Source organism: Acidisoma sibiricum (assembly GCF_057837225.1).
This window is the reverse complement of the sequence record NZ_CM174445.1, coordinates 1,462,636-1,487,983: the sequence shown is the minus strand read 5'-3', so window position 1 is coordinate 1,487,983 and position 25,348 is coordinate 1,462,636. Positions and strand designations below refer to the sequence as shown.

24 protein-coding genes are annotated in these 25,348 nt (G+C 62.6%); 8 read left to right on the top strand and 16 right to left on the bottom strand.

Going from position 1 to position 25,348, the window contains the following annotated elements:
• Window positions 1-9 precede the first annotated feature (9 nt).
• The 8 genes from AC3G7M_RS07195 to AC3G7M_RS07160 all read right to left on the bottom strand — a co-directional run bounded on the left by AC3G7M_RS07195 (window position 10) and on the right by AC3G7M_RS07160 (window position 9,170).
• Window positions 10-957 (bottom strand): ABC transporter permease, encoded by a 948-nt coding sequence (locus AC3G7M_RS07195; protein ID WP_489215170.1) that lies wholly within the window; start codon window positions 955-957, stop codon window positions 10-12.
• Window positions 954-1,904, bottom strand: a complete 951-nt coding sequence (locus AC3G7M_RS07190) for an ABC transporter permease (protein ID WP_489215168.1) — start codon at window positions 1,902-1,904, stop codon at window positions 954-956. The genes AC3G7M_RS07195 and AC3G7M_RS07190 overlap by 4 nt, the downstream gene beginning before the upstream one ends.
• Window positions 1,891-3,405: a sugar ABC transporter ATP-binding protein gene (locus AC3G7M_RS07185; protein ID WP_489215166.1), complete on the bottom strand. Its 1,515-nt coding sequence runs from the start codon at window positions 3,403-3,405 to the stop codon at window positions 1,891-1,893. Before AC3G7M_RS07185 ends, AC3G7M_RS07190 begins: the two co-directional genes overlap by 14 nt.
• A gap of 30 nt (window positions 3,406-3,435) precedes the next feature.
• Window positions 3,436-4,518, bottom strand: coding sequence for a substrate-binding domain-containing protein (locus tag AC3G7M_RS07180; RefSeq protein ID WP_489215164.1), 1,083 nt, complete (start codon window positions 4,516-4,518; stop codon window positions 3,436-3,438).
• A gap of 304 nt (window positions 4,519-4,822) precedes the next feature.
• Window positions 4,823-5,653 carry an MBL fold metallo-hydrolase gene (locus AC3G7M_RS07175; protein ID WP_489215162.1) on the bottom strand — a complete coding sequence of 277 codons (831 nt, stop codon included), beginning with the start codon at window positions 5,651-5,653 and terminating at the stop codon, window positions 4,823-4,825.
• 13 nt (window positions 5,654-5,666) lie between these two features.
• A complete protein-coding gene (locus AC3G7M_RS07170) occupies window positions 5,667-6,662 on the bottom strand; it encodes an ABC transporter permease (protein WP_489215160.1) in 996 nt (331 codons plus the stop codon).
• Entirely contained in the window at window positions 6,655-8,211 is a 1,557-nt protein-coding gene (locus AC3G7M_RS07165; RefSeq protein ID WP_489215158.1) for a sugar ABC transporter ATP-binding protein, read from the bottom strand. The genes AC3G7M_RS07170 and AC3G7M_RS07165 overlap by 8 nt, the downstream gene beginning before the upstream one ends.
• A gap of 14 nt (window positions 8,212-8,225) precedes the next feature.
• The gene (locus AC3G7M_RS07160) at window positions 8,226-9,170 is read right to left on the bottom strand and encodes a sugar ABC transporter substrate-binding protein (protein WP_489215156.1); all 945 of its coding nucleotides are present in this window, start codon (window positions 9,168-9,170) and stop codon (window positions 8,226-8,228) included.
• A 193-nt stretch (window positions 9,171-9,363) separates the two neighbouring features.
• Between AC3G7M_RS07160 and AC3G7M_RS07155 the strand changes: the two genes are divergently transcribed.
• Window positions 9,364-10,389, top strand: coding sequence for a LacI family DNA-binding transcriptional regulator (locus AC3G7M_RS07155; protein WP_489215154.1), 1,026 nt, complete (start codon window positions 9,364-9,366; stop codon window positions 10,387-10,389).
• A gap of 133 nt (window positions 10,390-10,522) precedes the next feature.
• Here the strand turns inward: AC3G7M_RS07155 and AC3G7M_RS07150 are convergent, their stop codons facing one another.
• Window positions 10,523-11,932 carry an amidase gene (locus tag AC3G7M_RS07150; protein ID WP_489215152.1) on the bottom strand — a complete coding sequence of 470 codons (1,410 nt, stop codon included), beginning with the start codon at window positions 11,930-11,932 and terminating at the stop codon, window positions 10,523-10,525.
• A complete protein-coding gene (locus tag AC3G7M_RS07145) occupies window positions 11,929-12,195 on the bottom strand; it encodes a hypothetical protein (protein ID WP_489215150.1) in 267 nt (88 codons plus the stop codon). The genes AC3G7M_RS07150 and AC3G7M_RS07145 overlap by 4 nt, the downstream gene beginning before the upstream one ends.
• Window positions 12,196-12,586: 391 nt before the next feature.
• Between AC3G7M_RS07145 and AC3G7M_RS07140 the strand changes: the two genes are divergently transcribed.
• From AC3G7M_RS07140 to AC3G7M_RS07120, 5 genes are all read left to right on the top strand, one after another.
• On the top strand, window positions 12,587-14,176 hold the full coding sequence (locus AC3G7M_RS07140; RefSeq protein WP_489215148.1) for an ABC transporter substrate-binding protein: 1,590 nt from the start codon (window positions 12,587-12,589) through the stop codon (window positions 14,174-14,176).
• 142 nt (window positions 14,177-14,318) lie between these two features.
• A complete protein-coding gene (locus AC3G7M_RS07135; RefSeq protein WP_489215146.1) occupies window positions 14,319-15,251 on the top strand; it encodes an ABC transporter permease in 933 nt (310 codons plus the stop codon).
• Between the two features lie 10 nt (window positions 15,252-15,261).
• Complete coding sequence (locus AC3G7M_RS07130) at window positions 15,262-16,128, top strand: ABC transporter permease (RefSeq protein ID WP_489215144.1); 867 nt, start codon at window positions 15,262-15,264, stop codon at window positions 16,126-16,128.
• A complete protein-coding gene (locus AC3G7M_RS07125; protein WP_489215142.1) occupies window positions 16,125-17,111 on the top strand; it encodes an ABC transporter ATP-binding protein in 987 nt (328 codons plus the stop codon). Before AC3G7M_RS07130 ends, AC3G7M_RS07125 begins: the two co-directional genes overlap by 4 nt.
• A gap of 38 nt (window positions 17,112-17,149) precedes the next feature.
• Window positions 17,150-18,166 (top strand): ABC transporter ATP-binding protein, encoded by a 1,017-nt coding sequence (locus tag AC3G7M_RS07120; RefSeq protein WP_489215140.1) that lies wholly within the window; start codon window positions 17,150-17,152, stop codon window positions 18,164-18,166.
• Between the two features lie 25 nt (window positions 18,167-18,191).
• On the opposite strand, the gene AC3G7M_RS07115 is transcribed toward AC3G7M_RS07120, so the two are convergent.
• Both AC3G7M_RS07115 and AC3G7M_RS07110 read right to left on the bottom strand, forming a co-directional pair.
• On the bottom strand, window positions 18,192-18,503 hold the full coding sequence (locus AC3G7M_RS07115) for a substrate-binding domain-containing protein (RefSeq protein WP_489215138.1): 312 nt from the start codon (window positions 18,501-18,503) through the stop codon (window positions 18,192-18,194).
• Between the two features lie 898 nt (window positions 18,504-19,401).
• The gene (locus AC3G7M_RS07110; RefSeq protein WP_489215137.1) at window positions 19,402-19,779 is read right to left on the bottom strand and encodes a helix-turn-helix domain-containing protein; all 378 of its coding nucleotides are present in this window, start codon (window positions 19,777-19,779) and stop codon (window positions 19,402-19,404) included.
• A gap of 694 nt (window positions 19,780-20,473) precedes the next feature.
• Here AC3G7M_RS07110 and AC3G7M_RS07105 point away from each other — a divergent pair.
• Both AC3G7M_RS07105 and AC3G7M_RS07100 read left to right on the top strand, forming a co-directional pair.
• On the top strand, window positions 20,474-20,707 hold the full coding sequence (locus AC3G7M_RS07105; protein ID WP_489215135.1) for a DUF8778 family protein: 234 nt from the start codon (window positions 20,474-20,476) through the stop codon (window positions 20,705-20,707).
• 28 nt (window positions 20,708-20,735) lie between these two features.
• Window positions 20,736-21,035: a type II toxin-antitoxin system PemK/MazF family toxin gene (locus tag AC3G7M_RS07100; protein WP_489215133.1), complete on the top strand. Its 300-nt coding sequence runs from the start codon at window positions 20,736-20,738 to the stop codon at window positions 21,033-21,035.
• Window positions 21,036-21,141: 106 nt separating this feature from the next.
• Here the strand turns inward: AC3G7M_RS07100 and AC3G7M_RS07095 are convergent, their stop codons facing one another.
• The 4 genes from AC3G7M_RS07095 to AC3G7M_RS07080 are packed head-to-tail and all read right to left on the bottom strand — an operon-like array spanning window position 21,142 to window position 24,987.
• Window positions 21,142-22,521, bottom strand: coding sequence for a dipeptidase (locus AC3G7M_RS07095; RefSeq protein WP_489215131.1), 1,380 nt, complete (start codon window positions 22,519-22,521; stop codon window positions 21,142-21,144).
• Window positions 22,518-23,261 (bottom strand): SDR family NAD(P)-dependent oxidoreductase, encoded by a 744-nt coding sequence (locus AC3G7M_RS07090; RefSeq protein WP_489215129.1) that lies wholly within the window; start codon window positions 23,259-23,261, stop codon window positions 22,518-22,520. Before AC3G7M_RS07090 ends, AC3G7M_RS07095 begins: the two co-directional genes overlap by 4 nt.
• Window positions 23,261-24,289, bottom strand: coding sequence for a ketopantoate reductase family protein (locus AC3G7M_RS07085; RefSeq protein ID WP_489215128.1), 1,029 nt, complete (start codon window positions 24,287-24,289; stop codon window positions 23,261-23,263). The genes AC3G7M_RS07090 and AC3G7M_RS07085 overlap by 1 nt, the downstream gene beginning before the upstream one ends.
• Entirely contained in the window at window positions 24,286-24,987 is a 702-nt protein-coding gene (locus tag AC3G7M_RS07080) for a creatininase family protein (protein WP_489215126.1), read from the bottom strand. The genes AC3G7M_RS07085 and AC3G7M_RS07080 overlap by 4 nt, the downstream gene beginning before the upstream one ends.
• Between the last annotated feature and the right edge of the window lie 361 nt (window positions 24,988-25,348).

The following is a 25,348-nucleotide window of genomic DNA, read 5'->3' as shown; positions in this document are numbered from 1 at the left end:
CCGATAATGCTAAGCAGAGGCCCGGTCTTCCGAGAGGGCAAGAACCGCGATGATGATCGCGCCCGTCAAGGCATAGCGCACGCCGGCACCGAGGCCGAGCACATTCAGCATCGTGGAAATGAGATAGATGAAGAGCGCGCCACCCCAGATGCCGGCGGCGGAGACGCGCCCGCCCGTAATGCTAGTGCCGCCAATCACCACGACCGCGATCGACATCAACAGAAAATCCGACGACATATCAAGTGCCGCGCCGCCCGAATAAGCTGCCAGCATGAGGCCGGTGATAGCGGCAAGCAGAGAGGAGAAGACATAGACGAGGGTTGTCACCCGCCGCGTGGGCACGCCGGCAAGATAAGCCGCCCGTTCGCTCTGCCCGACCGCCAGCAAATCCCGCCCGAAGACACTGCGCGCCATGACAACGCCGAGGATAAGGGCGCCGAGGATGAGGACGATCGCCATCCAGGGAATGCCGAATACGCGCCCGAGCGCGAATTCCATGAGGATCGCCGGCGGCTTGGCGGGCGCTGTCTTGGAATAGGCGATGGTAATTGACTGCATGATGAAGCCGGTGGAGAGCGTTGCCACCATCGGCGGGACACGCGCCAGCTTGATGAAGGCGACGTTGACCAGACCGAGTACCACACCAAGCACTACGACCACCACAAGCCCGAGCCAAAGACGGGCAGGGTCACCGGCCATTGCGCCCGTTGCCAGGTAGCCCACCAGCGTCATCACCGACGGGATGGAGAGATCGATATTGCCTGGGCCGGCGGCCACCACCAGCATCTGTCCCATGCCGGCCATGACATAGAAAGCTGCGAAGCCGAGGGCGATGCTGAGCGTGGCGCCCGCACCGCGCCCTTCGGCGCTGACCACGGTGATGATCCAGACGAGCAGCGCCCCGGCAAAGGACCAGGTCCATCGGTTCCTGGCGACGTAAGCAAGCAGTGTCTTCATTGCGCGGCCCTCCGCGACAGGGAGCGCAAGCCCAGGACCAGGAGAAGCAGCAATCCCTGCACGCTCAACTGCCAGTCAGACGAGATGGCCGTGAAGGAGAGCAGAACACCCGTCAGGAGCATGATGAAAGCCCCGACCACGGCGCCGATGGGCGATATCACGCCCCCTGTAAAGCTGCTGCCGCCGACGATGACCGCTGCCACCGACAGCAAAGTATAGGGCGTGCCGACATTCGCATCCCCGCTGCTGATCAGGGCCGTCAGCAGGAGACCGGCGACGACGCCGAAGAAGCCGGCGAGCGCGTAGAGCGCACTCCGCGCCGCAATCAGCGACCAGCCCGCGTCACGCAGATAGGCGGGCGCACTGCCCAGGCCGCGCAGGACGACGCCGAAGGAAGAAAGGCGGAGGAACCAATGTGCCAGGATAGCCGCCACGACGCCGACTAGAATGGGCAAAGGAAGAAAGGGCGGCCGCCAATGCACGACGGCGCTCAGCCAAGCGGGGGCCGAGCCCGCAGGTGTTGGCATGATCAGAAGGGCCAAACCCAGCCAGACGAAGGAGGCGCCGAGCGTGACGACAATCGAGGGCAGGCGGCGGATCTGGATGAAGGCGCCCATCGCTGCATAGGCTGCAATGCCGAGCAGAAGCAGCAGGCCGCATAGGACCGGCTGGGTCGCGAGAAAGGTCGCAGCAAGGCAGTTCATCAAGCTGATGAATGGCCCGATGCCGAAGTCGATGTCACTCGCAGTAACGACGCAAAGCTGGGCGAGAGCCGCAAAGATGATCGGCAATGCGAAGCGGAGGATGAGCTGGAGGCCGATATAGCTTGTTGCCCGTGGCTGCATCATGCCCATGCCGACGACCATGATCATGAGGGCGGCAATCGGCAGTAGCGGCAGATTGGTGGCTTGAAAGGCGCGGCCTAATTCGGATTTAAGCAACGGCATCGGCCGGCTCCACCCTACGGCCGAAGGAGGCCGCGAGAATACGGTCTTCTGACAGGTCGGCCCGCGCGATTTCGGCGGTGATAGCGCCCTGGTAGAAGACATAGACACGGTCGCAATTGGCCAATTCTTCGGTTTCCGTGGTGTAGAGAACAAAGCATTTGCCGCTTGCCGCCACGTGCCGGATCATGTCGAACATCTCGCGCTTGCTGCTGACGTCCACGCCGCGCATCGGGTCGTCGAGCAGGATAATATCGGCATTGGTAGCGAGCGCCCGTGCGATCAACACCTTCTGCTGGTTGCCGCCGCTAAGCGACAGAATGGGCAGGCCGACATCGGGCGTCTTGATGCCAAGCCGGCCGCGCCATTCCCGCGCGGCCACCGCCTCATCCTCAGCCCGCACAAATCCGAAGCGGCCCATGCTGCGCATCAGGCTGACGGTCAGGTTATTACTGATCGACCAGAGCGGAAAAATTCCTTCGGCGCGACGGTCTCCGCTGACATAGGCGGCCTTCGCCGTCACCGTGACGGACGCCTCGGCCTGGCCGGAGGCCGCACGGAAGATCGCCTGCAGCCTGGCCCGCTGGCCGTGGCCGTCGAGCCCGGCGAGACCCACTACCTCGCCCGCCCTGGCGGTGAAGGCGAGCGACCCTTGATCTGCACCGGTATCCCGCACCAGCGCAGCACCCTGGCCGGCAGGCGCGCTGGCCGCCTGGACCGTGGCCGGCGCGGGCCGGCGCGGGCCGGCCTCGGCGGCCTGGGCCATGACACCCATCGCCTCCACCAGATGCTCAGGGGAAAGCCCGACCGTGCTGCGCGCCTCCACCACCGCGCCGTCGCGCATGACCACGACACGGTCGGTATGATCGACGATCTCTTTCAATCGATGCGATATCAAAAGGCAGGATGTGCCCTGCTGGCGCGCACGGCCGATGAACTCCAGAAATTGGCCAGCGGCACGCGCATCAAGTGCCGATGTCGGCTCGTCGAGGATGACAAGGCACGGGGCAATCGACACCGTTGAGAAGGCACGGGCAATCTCGACCATCTGGCGGACACTGGCTGACAATTCGCGCACCGGGACATCGAGCGCGATGCCGTGATCAGGAAAGATGCTGTCGAGCGAATTGGCGATGACGCGGCGGGCCGCCTTTGCCCAGCCCCAACCGCGCAGGCCGCGGTGACTGAGACGTGTATTCTCAACCACCGTCAGCGTCGGACACAGCGACAGTTCCTGAAAGACCGAGCGGATTCCGAAGCGGTAAGCATCACGCACGGAGTAGCCCCGGGCAATCTCATGGCGGTCGATCACAAGATGGCCGCCATCCCCGGCCAGCGTGCCGCGCAGAATGCCCATCAGCGTCGATTTGCCGGCACCGTTATGGCCGACGATGCCGATGAGTTCTGCGCGACCGATCCTGAGATCGACGCCCGCCAGCGCACGAACCGGGCCGAAGCTTTTGGCAATGCCGCTCATCGCGACGAGGGGTTCGGCGTCACTCATCGGCTCACTCGCGTCAGCGCCGGCTGCCTATTATTGGGCATTCGCGGTCGGCGACGGTGCGGCCGGCGCAGGCTTGCCGGCATTGGCTGCCTCGATGAAACTCTCCGTCCAGGCCTGGTCGAAGGGCGTGAGTGCCAGACTGCCCACGGGCGTGATTTTCAGCCAGGCATCGAGATCATTCTGGTAGATGGTGGTGACGGGCAGATACGTTGTCTTGGGCACGTGACGCCCGGCAAGAATCTGCTGGGCCACCCAGCAAGCGACCTTGGAGCTCGACGGCGTTGATGACACCGAGAAGGTCTTGTAGTTGGGATCGGCGTCTACGAGTTGCTTCCACAAGGCAAGTTCATCCTGCCGGTTGCCCATGATGATGATCGGCGTCGGGCGGCCCGCGGCATGAATGGCCTGATAGGCACCCCAACCGTCACCGCCCTGCGTCGCCACGCCCTGGATCGGCGGCAGGCTGGGCAGAATGCCGGCCACTTCCTTCTGCGCCACCGTCTGCGTCCAGTTTCCATAGACGGTGCCGACGATCTTGATATTGGGATAGGCCTTCAGGCCATCCACCAGACCATTATGCATATCGACATCAGCGGATGTTCCCGCAATGCCTCGGATTTCCAGAATATTAGCCGGGCCTTTGAGCGTTTTACCCAGATACTCCGCCTGCAGCCGGCCATCCTGCACATAGTCGGTTATGATGTGATAGGCGCAGGGTGCCGTCGCCGTCTCATTGAAAACGATAACCACGACACCTGCGTTGCAGGCATCTTCCATAGCACCGTTGATCGCCGTCGTGGAAATCGGATCAACAACGATGGCGTTATATCCTTCGACAATCAAGCTTTCGATCTGGCTTGACTGCTCGGTCGCGGAATTGTCGGCATTGACGATCTTGGTGCCCCCGATGATGCCGCCCTTGATCGCCTGATTGGCGGTATCGGACCAGGATTTCAGCAGCGCCTGCCGCCAGCTGTTGCCCGCGTAGAAATTGCTGAGCGCGATCTTGTCAGTTGCCGTGCTTTTCAAATCCGCCGCACTCGCGCCGGTCGCAGCCACCATCAGCGTGACAGCGAGACCCATTAAAGGGGCAGTCAGAGTTTTCCGAGACATGTCGATACTCCCTGAGCAATTATTTATGTTGTAAATAAATGAGCATGTCCTTTCGACCCGGTCAAGCGAATGAATCGGGGGCATTCTTCGGATAATTGTGGTTTTACCGTGCTGACGCCTCAGCGCGCCGCAGGCCTGCACGCACGAGTTTGTGAGTAAATATTCGTGAGAAGGGCTATTTTATGGATCTCGCTCACCGCATCGGGGCGCCGTCAGGAGGCCGTGGCGGTCGCCGACCGCCCCGGCGGCGGGAGAGGTTGCAGGCGCGTGGACCGGGCGGCGGTCGCCGCCCGTGAGATTGCGCTCAGGACGCGCGAGCGATCCGGAAACCGTCGATTTCCCGGTGCAGAGGCAGCCTGGCCCATCGCTCCATGTCATGCAGGATGACGAGACGATCGAGATTGCCGCCAATTTCCTTGTTGATGCGGTCAATCGTCTTGAGCTGGTCCCAGGCGCTGCCGACCGCATTCACCAGGGGGGCATAGACGCCATCATGATTGTGACCGCAAATATTTGATTTGGTGTAGACGCAATCGCCTGAAATCACGATCCGCCCCCGCTGCGTCTCGATGATGACGAATTGCTGGCCCATCGTGTGGCCCATGCCAAGCCGCACATGCAGGCCGGGTAGAAGGTCGTCGACGTCGCCGTCCACAAGATCAAGCCGATGCTCGACCGATGCGTCAAAGGCATGGCGAAGGTCATCCGGGTTGATGATCTGCGTCAGGTAGCCGTATTGCCGCGGCAGGGCCATGGCCTCCACCCAGCTCAGGATTTCACGCTTCTGGATATGAATCTGCGCATTCGGAAATTTGCCGATGGAACCCATATGGTCAAAATGCGCGTGGCTCAGCACGATATCGGTGACATCGGCGGCCTCGACGTCCAGCTCCTGCAGCATGCGCAAGGGTGAAATCCAGCTCGGGATGCCGAACTTGACGCTCATCGCCTCGCCGCTGCCCTCGCGCATGAAGCCGGTATCGACCAACACGATGCGCGCACCCTGGCGTGCCATCACGAAGGAGAAGGGCAGATCGGCAACACCGGTCTCGCCCATGACAAGCCCGCCCAGGGCCTGATCCTTGGAGCGCGCATATTCGATGACGAAGACATCCCAAAGATGGTTGCCGGACATGACGTTCTCCCTGTCAGCTTGCCGCCAGGCTGCGTCCCAGACTGGACAGCGCCACCGCGACGATGAGGATCGCACCCTGCAGAATATATTGCGAGAAGGTCGGCGCGCCGAAGATGCTGAGGCCATTGAAACCGAAGGCAATGATCAGCGCACCGATCACCGTGCCGAAGATGTGGAATTCGCCGTCCCGCAGGGTGGCGGAGCCGAGAAACACGGCTGCGAAAGCCGTGAGCAGATAGGTATCGCCCGCGCCCGTCGTGCCGCTGCCCAGGCGTGAGGCCAGCAGAATGCCGGTGATGGCGGCGCAGACACCCGAAATCATGAAACCGAGCACTTTGATGCGGTCCACATTGATGCCGGCCAGGCGCGCCGCGGCCGGATTGCCGCCGACCGCCTGGATTTCCTGACCCTTCGAGGTGCGCTCGACCAGCAGCCACAGCCCACCCACGACCAGAACCATGATCAGGATCGCATTCGGGATGCCCCAGATCCAGCGGCCGAGCGAAATCGACAGGAAGGCGTCGGGCACGCCGGCGACGATGGGCACGCCGGCCGAATAGGCGAAAGCGAGGCCGGTGAGGATGGTGCCGGTGCCGAGCGTCGCGATCACCGAATTGACCCGCGCCTTGGTGACGATCAGGCCATTGACGAGGCCAATGAGGGCACCGACGCAAAGCACGATGAGGATCGCGAGGGGTATCGGCAGCTGGTTGCTGACGATGAGGCCGGTCACCAGAATGCCATGCAGGCTGGCAGCAAAGCCGATGGAAAGGTCAAGCTCGCCGACCGCGACTGCGACCGTCAAGCCTGCCGCGATGATCATCGTCAGCGACGCCTGGTTGAGGACGTTGACGAAATTCATCTTCGTCGGAAAGGCCCCGGGCGAGGCGATCGAAAAGATCACCATCATCCCAACCAGCGCAATGATGGTGCCGTAATGGGCAAAGAATCCCAGACCGGCTTTGACCTGGGGCGACAGCCGCCGCGTGGCAAGGGTTGCGTCAGACAAGGACAGGCTCCTCCGTTCGGGGCTCTTCCGCGTAGCTTGCCTCGATGATGGCCGCGCGGGACAAGCGCTCCCCCGCCAGCTCCCGCACGATCCTGCCTTCTGCCATCACCAGAACGCGGTCGCAGAGATCGGGCAGTTCGTCAGGTTCTGAGGAGATGACGATGACTGCCATGCCGCGCGACGCCAGGTCACGGATCAGCCGATGGATCTCGCCACGCGCACCGATATCGACGCCGCGAGTCGGCTCATCCAGGATCAGCACCTGGGGCTGGCGCAACAGCCAGCGGCCGATGACGACCTTCTGCTGATTGCCGCCGCTGAGGCGCCCGACCACGGTTTCGATAGAGGCGGTTTTGATCGCGAGATCGCTCACCATCTGGCGGCATTGGGCGTCGCGCCGGCGGTAAGCGATCAGCGGCAGGGCAGCGCTGTGGCGAATGGCGCGCAAATTCGAAAGCTGCAGGTTGAAGGCGACGCTTTTGGTGAGCACCAGCCCCTCCGCCCTGCGCTCTTCCGGCACGAGCCCGAGGCCTGCGCGGACAGCGGCGTCCGGCCCTTTGGGCGCGAAGAGGCGCCCCGCGAGCCGCATCACCCCGCGATCCGGTCGGTCGGCGCCAAAGATCAGTCGCGCGAGTTCGCTGCGGCCGGACCCCACGAGCCCGCCCAGGCCGAGTACCTCGCCCTGGTGCAGTTCGAAGCTGACCCCGCGCACGCGCGGCAAACGGGACAGGTTGCTGACTGAAAGCACAACGTCGCCGCGCGCTGCGGTGCCGGATGACCGCACAAGCGGCGCCATGGCCCGGCCGACGATGGCTTGCACCAAGTCTGCACGCGTGAGGGTCGCGCCCTCCAGCACCGCCACCGACTTTCCGTCGCGAAAGGCTGTGACCCTGTCGCAGAGGCGGAGGATTTCATCGAGCCGGTGCGAGACATAGAGGATGGCGACACCCGATTGCGCGAGATCGGCGATGATGCCGAACAGCTTCTCGCTCTCACTCGCGGAGAGCGACGCTGTCGGCTCATCCATCACGATGAGGCGGGATTGGCGCATGAGGGCGCGGCAGATATTGATGAGCCAGTTTTCTGCGGTCGAAAGACCCTTCACCTTGGCGGTGAGCGGCGCGGTGAGGCCGACGCGGGCGGCCATGGGCGCGACGGCGCGGGCCATGGCCGGCCAATCAACCATGCCGAAGCGCGAGGCCTTTGGCAGACCGAGCATGATGTTCTGGAGCACCGTCATGCCCGGCACGAAGGCAAGCTCCTGATGGATGAAACTCATGCCGAGATCGCTGGCACGCTGCGGTGACGCAATCTCCACTTCCCGCCCGTCAATCGTGATGCGCCCAGCATCCGGCTGGATGAGGCCGGCGAGCGCGCGGATGAGCGTGGACTTACCGGCGCCGTTCGCGCCCACCAGCCCATGCACCTCCCCCGGGCGGAGCGCGAGCGACACGCCCTTCAAGGCCTGCACCCCACCATAGGCTTTGGTCAGTCCGATTGCCTCCACAAAAGGCCGGCCGGTCTGACCTGAGGGCTGTTCGTCAACCATCCGCAGGCTGCACCCTATTTGCCGAGCGCGTCCGGATGCGCCTTGATGAAGGCAGCGACATTGTCCTGCGTCACCAGAACGGCCGGAACCTCCACCGCCTTGGGCTTCCAACCGGCGCCCGCTGCCTTGATGGCGCCGAGCAGCTTCACCATGGCATAGCCTTCGGTGTAGCTGTCTTCCCAGCCGGTGGCGGTCATATAGCCGTCCTTGATATTCTCGATAGCCTGGGCATTGCCATTGACGCCGTAGACTTTCACATCCCGGCGGCCCTGCTGCCGCAGCGCGCTGATCGCGCCGAGGGCCGGGTCATCCCAGCAGCCCCAAATGGCGAGCGTGCCGCTGCCCGCAGGGTGGGAGGCGAGCCAGGCATTGGCGTATTGCGCACCATCCTCGAAATAGCCCGGGATTCGCACTTCATCTTTGGTGACATGGATGCCGGGATATTTGGCGAGTGTCTGATCAAGCAGCACCTCACGGTTGCGGCAAACCTCCCCTGTGCGGTAGGTGAGCGCCAGCAGATCCCCCTTACCGCCGAGATCGGCAACCATCTTTTCGATTACCGGTTGGGCGATCGGCGCGCCTGAGCCGTTGGTCGCGGCCACCGAACTGCCGAGGCCGCCGCCCCAGGTCACAACGGGAATCCCGGCATCGCGGGCCGCAAACAAGCCCGCCCCGATCGATGAATAGGGAAAGACCATGTCAACGACGGCCGCTGCGCCGCGCTGCACGAAATTCTGGATCGCGGAATTGGCCTGATCCGCACTGCCCGCGGCATCGACGACGGACACTGTCCAGCCAAGATCCTGGCCGGCAGCCTCGGCGCCCTTGATGTAGCGGGCGTTATTCGCCTCCGCGGCCGAGATTGAGACGATACCGAGCAAAGGCTTGTCGGCGGCATTGGCCGCCACTGACAGAAGCACGCATCCGGCTGCAATGAGCCCGACCGACCATCCCCGCATTCTACCCCCCTATGCGCTTTTATAATGCCATTCGCCCAAGCGAACAGTATCTAAGCGTTTCGCTAAGGTTTGCTGATCCTAAGATTTTCAGCAAGATATTTCTGCTGAAATCTGTTGAAATTGATGAACAGTTGCGGCTTTCTGCCGGAAAGAGGCTTCGATCTAACGCCAAACCGTTTAGCCAGGTGAGAATTTGCCGACCATTCGCGACGTGGCCAAAGCGGCAGGGGTATCGACCGCGACCGTGTCTGCCGTTGTCAATAACAGCGCCTTTGTCAGCGCCGAATTGCGCGGGCGGGTGCTGGCCGCGATCAAGACGCTGCACTATGCACCGATGTCGGCAGCCCGGAATTTGAAGCGCGGACGCACTCAGCTGATCGCGCTGGCCGTCTCCGACCTCGCCAATCCCTTCTTCAGCCGCATCGTCTGGGCGGCGGAGGCGGCCGTCGCCGCCTGGGGCTATTCCCTGGTCGTCTTCAACAGCGACGAAAAGCCGGAAAACGAACGCCGCATCCTGGAGCGCGTCCGCGCACTATCCTGCGATGGCGTGGTGCTTGTGCCGGTCAGCAGCAGCCTGCGCGGCGAACAGCGCGACTTCAAGGGTCATGCCACGCCGATGGTGATGTTCGGCCGGGTGGTGTCGGACGCGCCTTGCGATTCCGTGCGGCTCGACAATGTCGCGGCCGCCCAACAGGTCACGGATTATCTGCTGGACCTGGGTCATCGGCGCATCGGCTCCATCACCGGACCTTTGCATCTTTCAACCGGCCGTGGCCGGCTGGACGGCATGCTGCAGGCCATGCAGGCACGCGGCCTACGGCCCGCATCGGCGCATGTGCGATCGGGCGAATTCCGCGAGGACGTTGCCTATTCAATCGCGCGAGAACTTCTGGAATCACCGCAGCGGCCGACAGCCCTTTACGTCGCCAATGGCGTCATGGCGCTTGGCGTCATGCGTGCACTCGCGGATCTCGGCCTGCGCTGCCCAGAGGATATCTCCATCGCCTCCACGGATACGATCCCCGGGGTAGGCGGCTTGCGCCCACGCCTGACGCGAACCGAGCATCCCGCGGTGGAGATGACGAATGAAGCCCTGCGCCTGCTGGTGGACAGAATAGAGCGCGGCGGCCAGGCCAAGCCGCCCCGTCATGTCGTCTTTCAGCCGACCATGGTACTGGGCGACAGTTGCCGCCCGACCATGGTGATGGCGGTGGAGTAAATCCCGCCCGTGCGGAACAGGCGGTGGCTGGTCTGCCTGATTAGAGCCAGGATTTTCTGACCACGGTGCCCAAGACAGAAGATCCCCGTGCCAAGCACGGGGATGACGTCACTTTCCTGAAAACCTCACAAATTTAGGCGGCAAAATTGGGCGGCCGATGGGAGGCCCAATCCGTCATGCCCTCAAGCGCGGAGGCCGCATCGAGGATGACGTTCTCCGCCAAGGGCGCGCCGGCAAACTGGATGCCCGTGGGCAACCCTCCTTCGCCGAAGCCGTTGATGACGGAAATGGTCGGTGATCCGGTTAGGACGCCGGCCAGGTTCAACGGTCGCTTCCCAAGCGCGCGCGGCAGGCCAAGCTCGAAGTCGTCATGCAGACCGGTGGCGACGACGCCCAGGCTGGGCGCGAGCAGCGCGTCGTAGCTTGCGGCGAGATCAGTGAACCGGCTTGCCAGGATGTAGCGGATGCGTTGGGCGCGGATGTAGTCATGCGCGGGCAGAACCGAGGCGGCGAGGCGATGCCCGGCAGAGAGCGGCGAGGTGAGTTCCGCCAGGCCGCCCGTGGCGATGAACTCATCAAAGGCGGCATAAGCCTCGGCGGCGACGATCGTGCTGATGAGCGCGCCATAGGGGAAATCTGGCAGTTCGACGGTTTCGAGCGTGCCGACCTGCCGCAACAGGTCGAGAGAGGCGTTGAAATTTGCCTCCACCTCGGGTGAGATGCCGTCACACGCACCGTCGATCACGCCGAAGCGGAAGCCGCGCTTGCGCCGCGGGCGATCGCGATAGCGATAGGGGTCGTGGAGGCTCGCATGATCAGCAGGGTCGTGACCGGCGATGGCTTCCAGTACGAGGCCGCAATCCTCGGCCGTGCGGCACATGGGACCGAGCCGATCGAGCGTCCAGCACAGGGTCATCGCGCCATGACGGCTGACGCGGCCATAAGTCGCGCGCAGCCCGGCTATACCGGTGAAAGCAGCAGGGTAAAGGATGGAACCGCTGGTATCGCTGCCGATCGCGAAGGGCACGGCGCCGGCGGCGACCGCCGCCCCCGGACCGCTGGAGGAGCCGCTGGTCCAACGCCGCTCGTCCCAGGGGTTGGCAGTCGGGCCGGTGAAGGCGGCGTTGGGATTTTTGTAGCCCATGCCCCCGGCAATCTCGACCGTCGCCAGCTTGGCCACCAGCACCGCTCCGGCATCGCGCAGCTTCCGCGCCACCGTTGCTTCCTGCGTGAAGGTCTGGTCACGAAACGGCGCGGCCCCCCAGGTCGTGGGAGCGCCGACAACGGCCACGATGTCCTTCATGCCATAGGGAATGCCATGCAGCGGGCCGCGATCGAGGCCGCCGCGCAGCTCATCATCCGCGAGCGCCGCTTCGCGCAGCGCGATGTCAGGTGTGAGGGTTACGACTGCGTTGAGACGTCGACCGTCGCTGTCCAGCCTTGCCAGGCACGCCTGCGCCAGTTCCACGGCAGAGACCTGGCCCGCACGCAGCTTCGCACCGAGTTCGGGGATGGTGCGGAAGGCGATGCTGCTGGCAGTCATCGGGCGCCCCCCAGAGGCGCGCGGATAAAGGCAGGTTCATCCGCGTTGCTCAGCGGAAAGCGATGCAGGGTCTCGAGATGGCGGGTTTGCAGCTCCATGGCGGCCGTGAGGTCAGCCAGCTGGGCGGCCGTAAGCTTGCCAGAGTGGCGTAGCGCTGAAATCGCAACCAAGTGTTGGTTGGTAGACGCGATTTGAGCCGCATCCAGCTCAGGATAGGCGTCAGCTTGCACCGGGTGAGGCACGTCCACCTTTGCCTGCGTCATTCCTCGGGATCTCTATTGCCATTGTTATAAGCTGAAACGCTTTCACGCGCCTTCACGCACGTCAAGGGCCGCCGTGCGGCACGGTGCTTGCTTTGAAATGCCGCTGTAGCCCTATGTCGGGAGTTTGAGCGGTTAGGCCGAGGAGGAATGGCCGCGTCAATCCTGTAGCCTTCTCGCCCGGCGCCGGCAGCCGGTGTTGCCAAAGCAAAGGACTAAACAGTGGAATGACTGGTTTTTAGACATATACTTCGTTCTTGGGCAGTGACGGTACCCAAGCCGAAGGATCTTTAGAAAACAGCCGCGCTTATGGTTTGACCCGCTTTCACCGTCCTCCTACCGTTGCAGTTGAAATTCGGGCCGCGAGCCCGCCATGATCAAGCAGGAAACCTCTATGAAGTCGGTGCTTTTACGAACCGCTTTGGCGGTGGGAACGCTCTTTGCCGCCCATGCGGCTGCCTATGCAGACCCTGTCATGGGCGGCACGCTGCGCTTTGCGCGCAACACGGATTCCGAGATCCTTGACCCAGTGCTGAACAACGCGAATGCAGATATCTGGATTCTCACCAATCTCTATAGCACATTGATCCTGCCTTCGCCCGATGGCGAAGGGCTGCTTCCGGGCCTCGCCACGAAGTGGGAAAGTTCGGCCGATGGCAAAACCTATACGCTGACGCTGCGTCAGGGCGCCAAGTTCTCCGACGGCAGCCCCGTAACCACGGATGACGTGCTGTGGTCGCTCAATCGGGCGCGCGACCCCAAGGCCGGCATCTGGAATTTCCTTCTGATTTCGATTGCCAATGTCGCGGCCCCGGATGACCATACCATCGTCATCACCTTGAAGAATCCCGATCCGTCTATTCCGGCCGCACTCGCCACTTTCAATGCCGCCATCATGCCCCATAAGCTGTTTGAAGCGGAGAAAGGGGCCAACGACACCGAGAAGGCGAACAACTTCGCACTCCACCCCGTCACCAGCGGACCTTTCGTGCTGAGCTCCTGGCAGCGAGGCAGTAAGATGGTGTTGAAGCGCAACCCCTACTACTTCGGCACAGACGCTGCCGGGCGACATCTTCCCTATCTCGACGAGGTCGACCTGACCATCGTACCCGATGACGCAACGCGCATCCTGCAGCTCAGGGCAGGGCAGATCGACGCGACCGAATTCATCCCCTATGAGCGCGTCAAGGAATTGCAGAAGGATGCCAACCTGACGATGGAGCTGTTCCCATCGACGCAGGTGACCTACGCGCAGGTCAACGCATTCCCGAAACTCAATGACGGGACGCCGAACCCGCTGTCGAACCTGAAGGTGCGGCAGGCCCTTAACTACGCCATCAGCAAAGAGGCGATCATCAAAGTCGTCACGCACGACCTCGGCACGCCGATGCATTCGTACCTGTCCTCCGCCACGCCGGACTATTACGGCGGCGATGGTCCCGCCTATCCGTTCAATATGGCGAAGGCGAAGGCGCTGCTGAAAGAGGCCGGCTATGACAAGGGTATGACCCTCACGGCTTTTGTACAGGCAGGCAAGGCGAACGATACCGCCACATTGACGCTGATTCAGCAGATGTGGTCGGCCCTTGGCGTGACGCTGAAGATCCAGCAGATGGATGAGACGACGCTCGACAATCATCGCAACAATAGCGACTTCCAAATCCTGCTCGGATATTGGACGAATGACATTGCCGATCCGAACGAGCTGACCGACTACGCGGCCTATTATCCGAACATCAAAAGCCAGTATAGCGGATGGAAAAACGATACGGTCGATACGCTGTTCGAGCAGAGCCAGACTGAAACCGACCCTGTGAAACGCACAGCGCAATACAAGCAGATCCAGCAGATCTACGCATCCGAGGCGCCGATCCTGTTCCTGTACGAGACGCCGTTTGCCGCAGCCACGCGGAAAAATGTCATCGGGTTCCGCCAGAGCCCGCTCGGCAATGACCACTTCGAAAGCGCCTATATCGAGAAGTGATAGTGGTAACCAGAAACAATGTCGCCCTTCGGCCTGTCCCGAGGGCCTATCCGAGACGGCGTCCAGACATAGGTCTGGCCGCCGAGCGGATAGAGGCGCGGCCCAATGCTGCGCAGGATACATCCTTTGAGGGAGTGCCCTGATGCTTGCACGGCTACCAGGTCGCCTGCTTCAGATGATCCCGACCTTCATCCTGATCGGTGTCGTCGTCTTCGTGCTGATCCGCTTGCTGCCGGGTGACCCGGCAGCAGCACTTCTTGGGGTGCATGCGACCCCGGAAGCCCTCGCCCGTATCGATGCCCAGCTTGGGTTCAATCGGCCGGTCTGGATGCAGTTTCTGCTTTTCGTCAATCGTCTGCTGCATGGCGATCTTGGCATTTCGGTCAGTCAGCGTATCCCGGTCACCGAGGTCATTGCGCAGCGGCTGCCGGTGACGCTCGGCCTTGTCGTGATCGCCGCCATCATGGCTCTGGTATTGGCGCTGCCGCTCGCTTTCATCGCGGCACTGCGCCAGAACCGGCCGACCGACGTGGCGCTGCGCGGCCTTTTTCAGATCGGACTATCCACGCCGATCTTCTATCTGGGACTGCTCATGCTCGGCTTCCTCGGCGCGCAGCTGCATTGGTTTCCCGTGGGCGGCATCGGCTCCGGCTTCTGGGGCATCCTCTATCACCTGTTCTTGCCGGCACTCACCTTGGGTGTCGGACTTGCCGCCATTCTCATGCGCAGCCTGCGCAGCACGGTGATCGGCGTGCTCCGCGCCGAATACGTCGAATTTGCACGCGCCAAGGGCATCTCCCCCTGGCGCGTGATCACCGGGCATGTCTTGCGCAATTCGCTCATCACCACACTGGCGCTGTTCGGGCTCAATATCGGCACGCTGCTGGGCAATACCGTGATCGTGGAAAACGTCTTTGCCGTGCCAGGCATCGGAGGCTTGCTGGTGGATGCCATCTTCGGCCGCGACTACCCGGTGGTGCAGGGCGTGACGCTGGTGCTCGCTGTCCTGGTCTCGATCGTCTTCCTGCTCACCGATATCGCCGAAAGCTGGCTCGACCCTCGGCTTAACTCATGAGGCTAAACGGATGAGCGGCGCCGCCCCCACCCTGTCCGACCTGCCCGAGGAGACCACGCGCCGCCGCAGACGCTTCAGGGTCTCGATCCCGCTCGCGCTTGGCATTCTCATCACGCTGTTCTTCCTGGCCTGCGCCGTGGTGCCCGGCCTCGTCGCGCCCTACGACCCGCTGACCTTCGACTACAGCAACCTTCAGGTGGGGCCGAGCTGGACGCATCTGCTGGGCACCGACAATTTTGGCCGCGACATGCTGTCGCGCATCATCTGGGCGGCACAGATCGACATCCAGATCGCGCTGTTCTGCACCGTTCCGTCCTTGATCATCGGCAGTATTGTGGGCGCGTTGGTGGGCTATTACGGCGGTATCGCGGATACGCTGTTCGGGCGCATCGTGGATCTCGTCATCACCTTTCCCTTCATGGTGCTGGTGATCGCGATCGTCGCGGTACTCGGCCCCGGGCTTCACAATGTTTATATCGCGGTCACCGCCGTCAGCTGGGTCTTCTATGCGCGCCTCGTGCGCTCGGAGGTGATGGTGCTGCGTCAGGCGGATTTCGCGGCCGCCGGGCGGGTGATGGGCTATAGCGATCTACGCATCATCTTCCGCCATCTGCTGCCCAATGCGATGATCGCTGTCCTCGTCTATTGGATGACGGATATGGCACTCGACATCCTGCTGGGATCGAGCCTCGGCTATCTGGGCCTCGGCGCGCAGCCGCCGACTGCCGAATGGGGCGTGCTCGTCTCCGATGGCAAGAACTTCATGGACACCGCCTGGTGGATGTCAGTTTTCCCCGGCATCGCCATCGTGCTCTGCGGCACCGGTCTCAGCCTGCTCGGCGATGGCGTCGCCGACCTGCTGGCGGTGAAGCGATGAGCGCGCTGCTCTCCATCCGCGGGCTGCGGACGACGCTGGCGACCGACCGCGGCCGGATCACCGTCGTCGATGGCGTTGACCTCGACGTGCAACCCGGGGAGATCCTCGGGCTGGTGGGCGAATCCGGCTCCGGCAAAAGCATGACCTTGCGCTCCATCCTGCGCCTCATCCGTCCGCCGGGGCAGGTGACCGGACAGGTGCTGTGGCGCGGACGCGATCTGGTGCCGCTGCGGGAGGCCGAGATGCGGGCGGTCCGCGGCCGGGAGATTGGGATGATATTCCAGGAACCGATGACGGCGCTCAATCCGGTACTCAGCGTCGGCGCACAGATACTGGAAAATCTGGCGGCTCATACCGATCTGGGCCGCGCTGGCCGGCGAGCACGAGCAGTGGAGCTGCTCGACCTCGTCGGCATTCCGGCGCCTGCGCAGCGGGTTGCCGACTATCCGCACCAATTCTCCGGCGGCATGCGCCAGCGCGCGATGATCGCCATCGCGCTCGCCTCCAACCCTAGCCTGCTGCTGGCGGATGAGCCGACGACGGCGCTGGATGTTACCATCCAGGACCAGATCCTCAAGCTGCTGCAACGCCTGCGGGAGACACTGGGCATGGCGGTGATCCTGGTGACCCACGATCTGGGCGTAGTGGCCCAAAGCTGCGACCGCGTCGCCGTGCTCTATGCCGGGCGGGTAGCGGAATACGGCGCGGTCGGCCCGGTCTTCGCGGCACCGCGCCACGCTTATACGCTCGGCCTGCTGCGCTCGGTGCCGGATGCGCGGCATGCGCGCCAGCCGCTGCGTCCCATCAGCGGCGCGCCACCCCCGCCGGATACGGTGGGCGCGGCCTGCGCCTTCATGCCGCGCTGCGCGACCGCCACAACCGCCTGCGCGGAAGGGCGGCCGCCGCTCGCGGTGATGGAGGATGGGCGCCTCTCGGCCTGCATTCACTGGAACCGGCTGGAGCCTGTCGAATGGGCAGCGTGAGCATGGACACGCGCGTGATAGCCAGAGCCGCAGCGCCCATGACGCGCCCGGCCCCGGGCGAACCCATCCTGACCGTGCAGGCGCTGACCAAAACCTTCGGCCGCCGCCGCAGCCTGACCGAGATGCTGCATCGCGATCCGGTGCGCCGCGTCCACGCGCTCACGGACGTCGATCTTTCTGTGCTGCGCGGCGAGACGATGGGTATTGTCGGCGAAAGCGGCTGCGGCAAATCGACCCTCGCCCGCTGTCTGGTGCGCCTGCACAGGATGGATAGCGGCAGCATCACCTATGACGGGATGGATGTGGGGTCGCTGCGGGGCGCCGCACTGCGTCAGTTTAACCGCCGAGTGCAGATGGTCTTCCAGGACCCCTATGGCTCGCTCAACCCGCGCATGACCGTGCGAGCGACATTGGCCGAAGCGCTGTCCGTGCATCGCATTTGTTCGCGCCGCGAGATGCCGGCGCGGATCGCGGCCCTGATGGATCTCGTCAATCTGCCGCGCAGCGCGGCCGGGCGCAGGCCGCATGAGTTCAGCGGCGGGCAGCGCCAGCGGATCGGCATTGCCCGCGCTCTGGCGCTCGAGCCGGATTGCCTCATCGCCGACGAGCTGGTCTCGGCCCTGGATGTCTCGGTGCAAGCGCAGATGGTCAACCTGCTGCTGGAGCTGCAGGAGCGGCTGCATCTGACGGTGCTGTTCATCGCCCATGATCTGCGGCTGGTACGCCACCTCTCGCATCGCGTCGCGGTGATGTATCTCGGCCGCGTCGTCGAGCTGGCGGAGACCGAGGCGCTGTTTGCGCGCCCCCGCCACCCGTACACGCGCGCCTTGCTGGAGGCAGCACCGGAACTGGACCCGGCACGGCGTGGACGGGCGGAGGCTGCCCTGAAAGGCGAGCTGCCGAGCCCCGTCAATCCGCCGCCGGGATGCGCCTTCCATCCCCGCTGCCCAGCAGCCATCGCCCGCTGCCGCACGGAGCGGCCGATGCTGATGCCGCTGCGGGACGGCCGGCTGACCGCATGCCATGTGGCGGCTGCGGAAGATGGCTTAGTCTAGCGCGACCGGTAGACCCTGAACCGCTCTAGTCAGGCAGGTTTTCCCGAAAGATCGCATGCACGCGCATGGGCCGGGCCACGGGCCTTTCGGTCCCCTGCGCGGCCTGCACCAGCAGATCGATCGCCTCCCGCGCTTCGACCCGCGGGTTCTGGTCGATCAGGGCATCGATGGTGCCGGCGACCAGCAGGCGACGCGTGCCTTCGGTCAGTTCATGGCCGATGAGAACGACTTCCTGGCCGCGCCCGGCTTCCTCCAGCGCACGTGCGATACCTTCCACCCCGCCGCCGATGCTGTAGATGCCGGCGAGGTCCGGATATGGCAGGGCTCGCTTTGTCATCGAGGCAAGTTCAGATGCGATACTTAGATCCCATACGGAATAGCTAATTGCTATGTCTTCGTCTGCAATCTCTTCGCCTCGAATAGACTGTCTCGTGTTGACTTTGATGGCCTCGAACGCTTGCCGGAGACGATAAGATTTCTCTCTAAAAAAGTATCTCTTCTCGGAAATTGTATCGCCCGTGCAACTGCCATCAATGAATGGCAATCTTGTTATTCGTTGATTTGCCTACTGATGGCTAGAATTTCTAGCCACCTCCGACGAGTGTGAGAGATCTTTGGTTGAACCACGTGCTCAGACGCTGGTTGGGAGGCATTACGATCACCAATCTCGGAGCCGATGGGATTTGAACAGATACTCAAGCTCCCTTTGAGCTGCTCTGACACCATCGTTGAAGCTTAGCCGGGAGGCTTCCTCACGATACAAGCGCGACTCTGCGGAGAGTTGGCATTGGCCAATCTTTTCCATCGCCTCGGTCAGGATGGCATCCTGCTGCTCAATAAGATATTGAGCTATTGCGTCCCAAACACTGGCAGGATCGCGTCTCAGCTTCTCTCGCAACGTATGCGGACTAAGCCGGAGGGCGCCAGAAGTATGCTTGGGTGGAACCCGCAATGGCCTATAGACAGAGGACATGTTCACCGTCGCTGGAAGCCTGCTTCGTAGGGCTGTCTTCGCGTTGGAGGTCCATCGCTACCTAGCGCCTAGCTTGTTAGGTGAAACATTCCCACATTAATGTCAATTGCACAATGTGCATAAGGCTCACATTTCTAGCCTGTCTCTTGCTTCGGGCTCGGCGCGACTTCATTTACGTCGCGATACAAATGGCCAAAGACACGCTGAGTCTAAGGCTCAGCCGCTTCCCAGTAGCCGTTTCCAGTTGCGCCAACTGAACCAATTAGTTTGCGGGTGGCTTTACCCGACTCAGCAGCATCTGGAGTAGCGGTTTTGACTCACTCTCGGGCAGAGCCCTCCAAGCATATAACAGGAGCGCTTCATCTGGGGTTTGTGCAAGCGCGCCCGGACCTTTCGCATCCCCTTGACCCGTCGCTAGCCAGTCCAAGGAGACCTCGTAATACGCTGCCAACGCCATTAACACGTCTCTCCCCGGATTATCGTAGGCGGTCTCCAGCTTGGACAAGTAGCTCCGGTCAATGCCCACAGCGACGGCGACATCGATCTGGTTAAGCTTGCGCTGTTTGCGTAGCCGCCGCAAACGTTCAGCCAAAGTTAGCAATAAAATTGCCCCTCGATGCTTTAAGATCCGCGGCACCATGAGCGGATTCAAAAAAGGATGTGTGGATTTTTCTCACTATTTCCTTGACATGAAATGTGGCTTTAATTCACAATTTTGCCGTTTTTTCGGTGATCATGGCCGTAGCCAGATTGTAGTGAAGATTGGCTCACGCAGATTGGGGAACCGATCGACTGAAACGTTTCGTGCCGCGCGTCAACGCAGTTTTGACTATAGATTATACTACCTCTCCCCGTGATCGTATGCGTCAGCATTCAGCATATTGGGCGCTTGCGCAGCGAGCTGCAGAGCCCGCTTTGCTCTGGTGGCTCGGGTCCTATTCTGTTTGGACATAGCGGGGGCGCCGATCCGCATCGACTCGGGCCAGCGAGGGGAGGCGGGCGTCGATCTCCGGGTCGCCGGCAGGTGTTTGCCGGTGTCGATATTCCTTAAAAGGGGCCTGCCTCACATTGTGTGAGGCGAGCTGTTGGCGGTTCCCGGCTTGGCGCGGTGGCGGTAGGGTTCAGCATGAACAAAACCCTCGTTGTCGCGCCGATAGCGTGCCCTTCCCTGCGGTCAGGTCGCCATGTCGGGCTTCGCCCCAAGCCCCAGCGGGTCTCGGCCCTTCGGGCTTCCCGCGCTCACGCCTCCAGGCCTCGCGGCCTTGCGCGCTTTGGTCGCCTCACGTTGCAGCGAACGGCGCTAAGTCGTATAAGAATACGTATTGGAGCGGACGATGCTGAAAAAATTGACCATCACAGTCGATGCCGAGGTTTACGAAGGATTGCATAGTGTCATCGGGGCACGGCGCATTAGCCGCTTCCTGAATGAGCTGGCACGGCCTCATGTCGTCGGCCAAAATCTCGCTGCCGGATACGCTGCTATGGCGGCCGACATAGACCGCGAAGCGGAAGCTGACGATTGGATCGAGGGACTGTTGTCCGATAACACCCCTTCCCGTCATGGCTGAGAGTGCCCCTCACCGTGGTGAGGTCTGGATGGTCTCATTCGACCCGTCCCTTGGCGGTGAGACGCAAAAAACGCGCCCTGCCGTCATCATCAGCAATGATACCGCGAATAGCCTGCTGAACAGAGTGCAGCTTGTGCCAATCACAAGCCAGGTTGCCAAGCTCTATCCGGCAGAAGCCTATATCTCCCTCAATGGGGAGCGCCGCAAAGCGATGGCCGACCAGCTCACAACCGCTAGTAAACAGCGGCTGCTCCGCCATCTTGGAACACTGAACGTCGAGGATTTAGCCAGCGTTATCCGTGCTGTGTGTGTTCAGCTCGGAATCTGAACGCTGATCTTGCCGGATGGTCTACGTTTTTCATACCGTAAGGATTAGCCCATGAGCGCTGATCAACCTTAATGGGGGTGCGGCAGCGCCGCGTCTCGCTCGTGCGTTAGACTGCTTGGCCGAGCAAGAAAAAGTAACGAATCCAGGCACGCACGCCGTCGCGCAACCTTTCGAGCCGGAAGAATTCGTTTGGTGCGTGATAATCCTCATCGACAGTCGCGAAGGAGAAGAACACGGTGTCGAGGCCGAGGCGATGCTTGAAAATGCCGCCGATGGGTATCGTCGCTCCCATGCGCACCGGCAGCGCCGGACGGCCGTAGGTCTCTTCCAGCACCTGCATCGCCAGCCGCAAGCCAGGATGGTCAGCGGGAACCGCAACCGGCAAGGCGCCCCCCGGCTCCCGCACTACCGTCAGCGTCACGCCCGGCGGACAATAGCGATGCAAATGGCGCTCGATACAATCGAGAATGGGCCCAGGCTCCTGATCCGGCACCAGGCGACAGGTGATTTTGGCGTGGGCTTCCGCCGGGATCACGGTCTTTGAACCCGGCCCGCTATAGCCACCCCAAATGCCGTTGAGTTCCAACGTTGGGCGCAACCAGTTGCGCTCCAGCATCGTCCAGCCCGCCTCGCCGACACTCTTCCGCGCGCCCACCGACTCCAGATAGTCCCCCTCGTCGAAGGGGATTTCGGTCAGCGCCCGACGCTCATCGGCCGACGGGATCTGCACCGCGTCATAGAAGCCCGCGACCGCCACCGCCCCCGTATCATCATGCAGCCCCGCAAGCAGGCGGCTGATCGCGGCAAGCGGATTGACGACCGAGCCGCCATGGCGCCCGGAATGCAGATCCTTCGCCGCCCCGGCCACCGTGAGTTCCAGCGCGCAAAGCCCGCGGCTCGCGATCGCCACGGTGGGCAGATCAATCCGCCATGTCGCACCATCGGCGGAGAGCACGAAATCGGCGGTGAGTTCCGCGGCGTTCGCAATCACGAAAGCATCGAGATGCGCGCTGCCGATTTCTTCCTCACCCTCGATGAGCAGCTTGACGTTGACCGGCAATGCGCCGGCGCCGCGCAGGAAAGCGGCGATGGCGGACAGCGCCACGATCACCGGCCCCTTGTCATCGGACGCGCCGCGCCCGTAAAGGCGCTCATCCCGCACAACAGGCTCGAACGGCAAGCTGTGCCATTTCTCCACCGGGTCCGGCGGCTGCACATCGTAATGGCCGTAGATGAGGATGGTCGGCTGGCCCGGCGCATGCAGCCAATCACCCATCACCACGGGATGGCCGTCGGTTGGCCGTACCGCGACATTCTCCAACCCGCAGCGGATCATTTCCTCAGCCAAGAAGGCGGAGCCGCGCGCCATATCCGCGCCATAGGCGGGGTCGGTACTGACACTCGGGATCGAGACGAAGCATCGCAGCGTCTCCAGGATCTCGTCCTGCCGGTCATCGGCCCAGGCAAGGGCGCTGGTATCGCTCATTTGCCGCCGTCCACGCTGAGCGTCTGCCCGGTGATCCACCCTGCTTGCTCGCTCGCAAAGAACAGGGCCGCATGGGTGATATCGGCGACCGTACCCAGGCGGCGCGTCGCAATGCCCGCGATCAGGCGCTTCTGCCCCTCGACGCCATAAGCCTCCCATTGCCGCTCGGTTGTCGGGTTGGAACGAACGAAGCCCGGCGCCACGCTGTTTACCGTGATGCCGAAGGCGCCAAGCTCATGGGCCAATTGCCGTGTCAGCCCGATCTCGCCCGCCTTGGCGGCCGCATAGGCCTGGATGCCGGTAAGGCTGACCCCTATCCCGGCGCCGCTGGAGATGGTGACGATGCGGCCATAGCCGGACGCCTTCATGGCGGGGATGACCGCCTGCGCCACGAGAAAGGCGCCCGTGAGATTGACCGCCAGGATTGCCTGCCATTCTGGCAGCGTAACCTCTTCCACCGGCTTTCCTGCCTGGCCGCAGACACCGCCCGCGCTATGCACAAGGATATCGACCGGGCCGAGGGCCCCGACGAGGGACTGCACCGCCGCGCTGTCCGTCACGTCAAGCACCGCGGTCTCCAGACCCTCATGGCCTGCCGCCGTCTCCTCCAATCCAGCCGCATTAATATCGACGCCGAGCGTGGTGGCCCCGAGACTCGCGAAGGCCTGGGCAATGCCACGCCCGATACCATGACCCGCACCCGTCACCAGAACGCGGCGACCTTCGAAACCAATCCGCATCACACGGCCTCCGGCATAACGCGGGCAAGCTCCGCGAGGTTGCGGCGGTCGAGCCCCCGCGTCCCCTCTTCAATTTCGTGAATCATGGTGATCAGCCGGGTGATAACGGGTGTGGCGATCCCATGTGCCGCGGCTTCTGTCACGACCGGACCCAACTGGGCATCGACCTCGGTCTTGCGCTTGCGCACGGCCAGATCACGCCAGATGCCGCTATGCGATTTGGCGGAGCGCCGGTTGTGCGCCGCCATCACCGCCATGGAAGCATCGATCGCTTTCCCGCTCCCGCCCGGCGCGAAGGCCACCGGATCGAATCCGTTGAAGCCGCGTGGGCTGATACGCTTGGCCGCCGCCACCGCCATGGTCTCGCGCGCCGTCGCCGTCAAAATCGCGCGGTGGGCTTCATCCGCCAGAACGTCGGCGATCGAATCATCGGTCACCGCCGTCGCGAACAGGAGCGCGCCGTAGCCGAGCTTGCCCCAGAGATAGCCGAGGATGTCATCGGTCACGATCGCGCCGGCTTCGAAGCACAACAGCAGCTGGTGGAGCGCGATGACACGATCGCTCCGCCTCCCGTCCAGCTCGCCGACGACGCAGGCACCTTTGCCGCCATAGAGGATGCGACCTGGCGCCATGTAATCGGCACCGAAATTGATGAAAGCACCAATGACGTTTTCGATGCCGACAACATTTCCAATGACGAATTCATTGAGGCCGTTTTGAAAGGAGGCAACATAGCCGCCCTTCGCGAGATGGGGCACCAGCGCCCGCGAGGCCACCTCGGTATGATGCGCCTTGACGCAGAGCAGGATGCAGGAGAACTTGCCCTCAAGCGCCTCCGGCAGAACAGCGCGCGCCGACACCGTGAACTCCTCGATTGGCCCTTCGATAGTTAGCCCCGCGCTGTTGATGGCGTCTACATGATCGGCTGCATTGTCGACAAAAAGCACCTCATCGCCCGCACGGAGGAGATACGCGCCGATGGTGCCGCCAATGGCACCTGCGCCCCAGATCAGAATCCGGTCGCTCACACCCAGGGCCCCTCGATAAGCGCGCGGGTTTCTTCGACGGCCACTGCCCAGATGGCGAGCATTTCTTCGTCGCTGCGCTGGTATAGACCACCGTAATTGCCATCACCCAGCATTCGGCGCACGCCCGCGGGATCTTGCAACCGCAAACCATCGAGATCGACCATTGGCTTTGGCTCCTCGGGACCGCGCAGATTTGCGAGCCTCGTCCAGGGGAAATTCTCCATCCAGGAGGCATGGGAGGCGACGGTGTCAGTGCGCTGCACCATCGCCCAGGTTTTCGGCGCGTTCCACCAGCTATGAAACCGCACTTTTGCCCCCGGATGATCGGCCATCCATTCGACGGCGAAGTTGCCGGCCGGCGCGTTCCCGCCATGGCCGTTGCACAGCAGAATGCGCCTGAAGCCGCTGTGGTAGAGTCCGTCGAGAATGTCGCGCAGAATATGGATATAGGTTCCCATCCGCAGACTGACGCTGCCCGGATAATCCTGGAAGTAAGGGGTGAGCCCATAGGGCAGCACTGGAAAAACCGGCACATGCAGCGGTTCCGCCGCCTCTGCCGCCACGCGCTCGCTTAGGATGCTGTCAACAGACAGACTGAGCAGTCCGTGCTGCTCCGTGCTGCCAAGGGGTAAGACGCAGCGATCGTCGGAGCGCAGATAGCCCTCGACCTGTATCCAGTTCATATCACAGATTCGCATCTAGCCTCCCGTGGCGCAGCCTGCGCCCCATTTTCATAACGCCGAGCTTCGACCGCACCCGGAGCCACCGTTATCTCCGGCCGTCCCGGCGCGGGCAGAACAAGTCTGACTAAGGTTAGTACCGTCTGACCTTTGCCACGCGCGCAATACCGGTCGGCACCGACTATTGCGCAATCAACAAACAAGCGACCCGCCACGACGTGCGAGATAATGTTAGCACTCCGATAGAACAATGCCACCGCCCGAATTGCCGACAGAGGGCTACCGCAACCATCCAAGCAAGCACCATGCCGCGTCACTATCTTTTGACGTCCGCGGAGACCCGTGAAAGCGTGCTATCAAATTTAATGGCAACAGAGAT

What these genes read in the sequence shown, in the direction of transcription:
- AC3G7M_RS07100 (WP_489215133.1), top strand. Translation starts at nt 20,736, where the DNA reads ATGGTCTCATTCGACCCGTCCCTTGGCGGTGAGACGCAAAAAACGCGC.
- AC3G7M_RS07180 (WP_489215164.1), bottom strand. Translation starts at nt 4,518, where the DNA reads ATGTCTCGGAAAACTCTGACTGCCCCTTTAATGGGTCTCGCTGTCACG.
- AC3G7M_RS07190 (WP_489215168.1), bottom strand. Translation starts at nt 1,904, where the DNA reads ATGCCGTTGCTTAAATCCGAATTAGGCCGCGCCTTTCAAGCCACCAAT.
- AC3G7M_RS07135 (WP_489215146.1), top strand. Translation starts at nt 14,319, where the DNA reads ATGCTTGCACGGCTACCAGGTCGCCTGCTTCAGATGATCCCGACCTTC.
- AC3G7M_RS07120 (WP_489215140.1), top strand. Translation starts at nt 17,150, where the DNA reads ATGACGCGCCCGGCCCCGGGCGAACCCATCCTGACCGTGCAGGCGCTG.
- AC3G7M_RS07195 (WP_489215170.1), bottom strand. Translation starts at nt 957, where the DNA reads ATGAAGACACTGCTTGCTTACGTCGCCAGGAACCGATGGACCTGGTCC.
- AC3G7M_RS07110 (WP_489215137.1), bottom strand. Translation starts at nt 19,779, where the DNA reads ATGGTGCCGCGGATCTTAAAGCATCGAGGGGCAATTTTATTGCTAACT.
- AC3G7M_RS07140 (WP_489215148.1), top strand. Translation starts at nt 12,587, where the DNA reads ATGAAGTCGGTGCTTTTACGAACCGCTTTGGCGGTGGGAACGCTCTTT.
- AC3G7M_RS07175 (WP_489215162.1), bottom strand. Translation starts at nt 5,653, where the DNA reads ATGTCCGGCAACCATCTTTGGGATGTCTTCGTCATCGAATATGCGCGC.
- AC3G7M_RS07165 (WP_489215158.1), bottom strand. Translation starts at nt 8,211, where the DNA reads ATGGTTGACGAACAGCCCTCAGGTCAGACCGGCCGGCCTTTTGTGGAG.
- AC3G7M_RS07095 (WP_489215131.1), bottom strand. Translation starts at nt 22,521, where the DNA reads ATGAGCGATACCAGCGCCCTTGCCTGGGCCGATGACCGGCAGGACGAG.
- AC3G7M_RS07115 (WP_489215138.1), bottom strand. Translation starts at nt 18,503, where the DNA reads ATGACAAAGCGAGCCCTGCCATATCCGGACCTCGCCGGCATCTACAGC.
- AC3G7M_RS07160 (WP_489215156.1), bottom strand. Translation starts at nt 9,170, where the DNA reads ATGCGGGGATGGTCGGTCGGGCTCATTGCAGCCGGATGCGTGCTTCTG.
- AC3G7M_RS07090 (WP_489215129.1), bottom strand. Translation starts at nt 23,261, where the DNA reads ATGCGGATTGGTTTCGAAGGTCGCCGCGTTCTGGTGACGGGTGCGGGT.
- AC3G7M_RS07105 (WP_489215135.1), top strand. Translation starts at nt 20,474, where the DNA reads ATGCTGAAAAAATTGACCATCACAGTCGATGCCGAGGTTTACGAAGGA.
- AC3G7M_RS07150 (WP_489215152.1), bottom strand. Translation starts at nt 11,932, where the DNA reads ATGACTGCCAGCAGCATCGCCTTCCGCACCATCCCCGAACTCGGTGCG.
- AC3G7M_RS07145 (WP_489215150.1), bottom strand. Translation starts at nt 12,195, where the DNA reads ATGACGCAGGCAAAGGTGGACGTGCCTCACCCGGTGCAAGCTGACGCC.
- AC3G7M_RS07125 (WP_489215142.1), top strand. Translation starts at nt 16,125, where the DNA reads ATGAGCGCGCTGCTCTCCATCCGCGGGCTGCGGACGACGCTGGCGACC.
- AC3G7M_RS07080 (WP_489215126.1), bottom strand. Translation starts at nt 24,987, where the DNA reads ATGCGAATCTGTGATATGAACTGGATACAGGTCGAGGGCTATCTGCGC.
- AC3G7M_RS07130 (WP_489215144.1), top strand. Translation starts at nt 15,262, where the DNA reads ATGAGCGGCGCCGCCCCCACCCTGTCCGACCTGCCCGAGGAGACCACG.
- AC3G7M_RS07185 (WP_489215166.1), bottom strand. Translation starts at nt 3,405, where the DNA reads ATGAGTGACGCCGAACCCCTCGTCGCGATGAGCGGCATTGCCAAAAGC.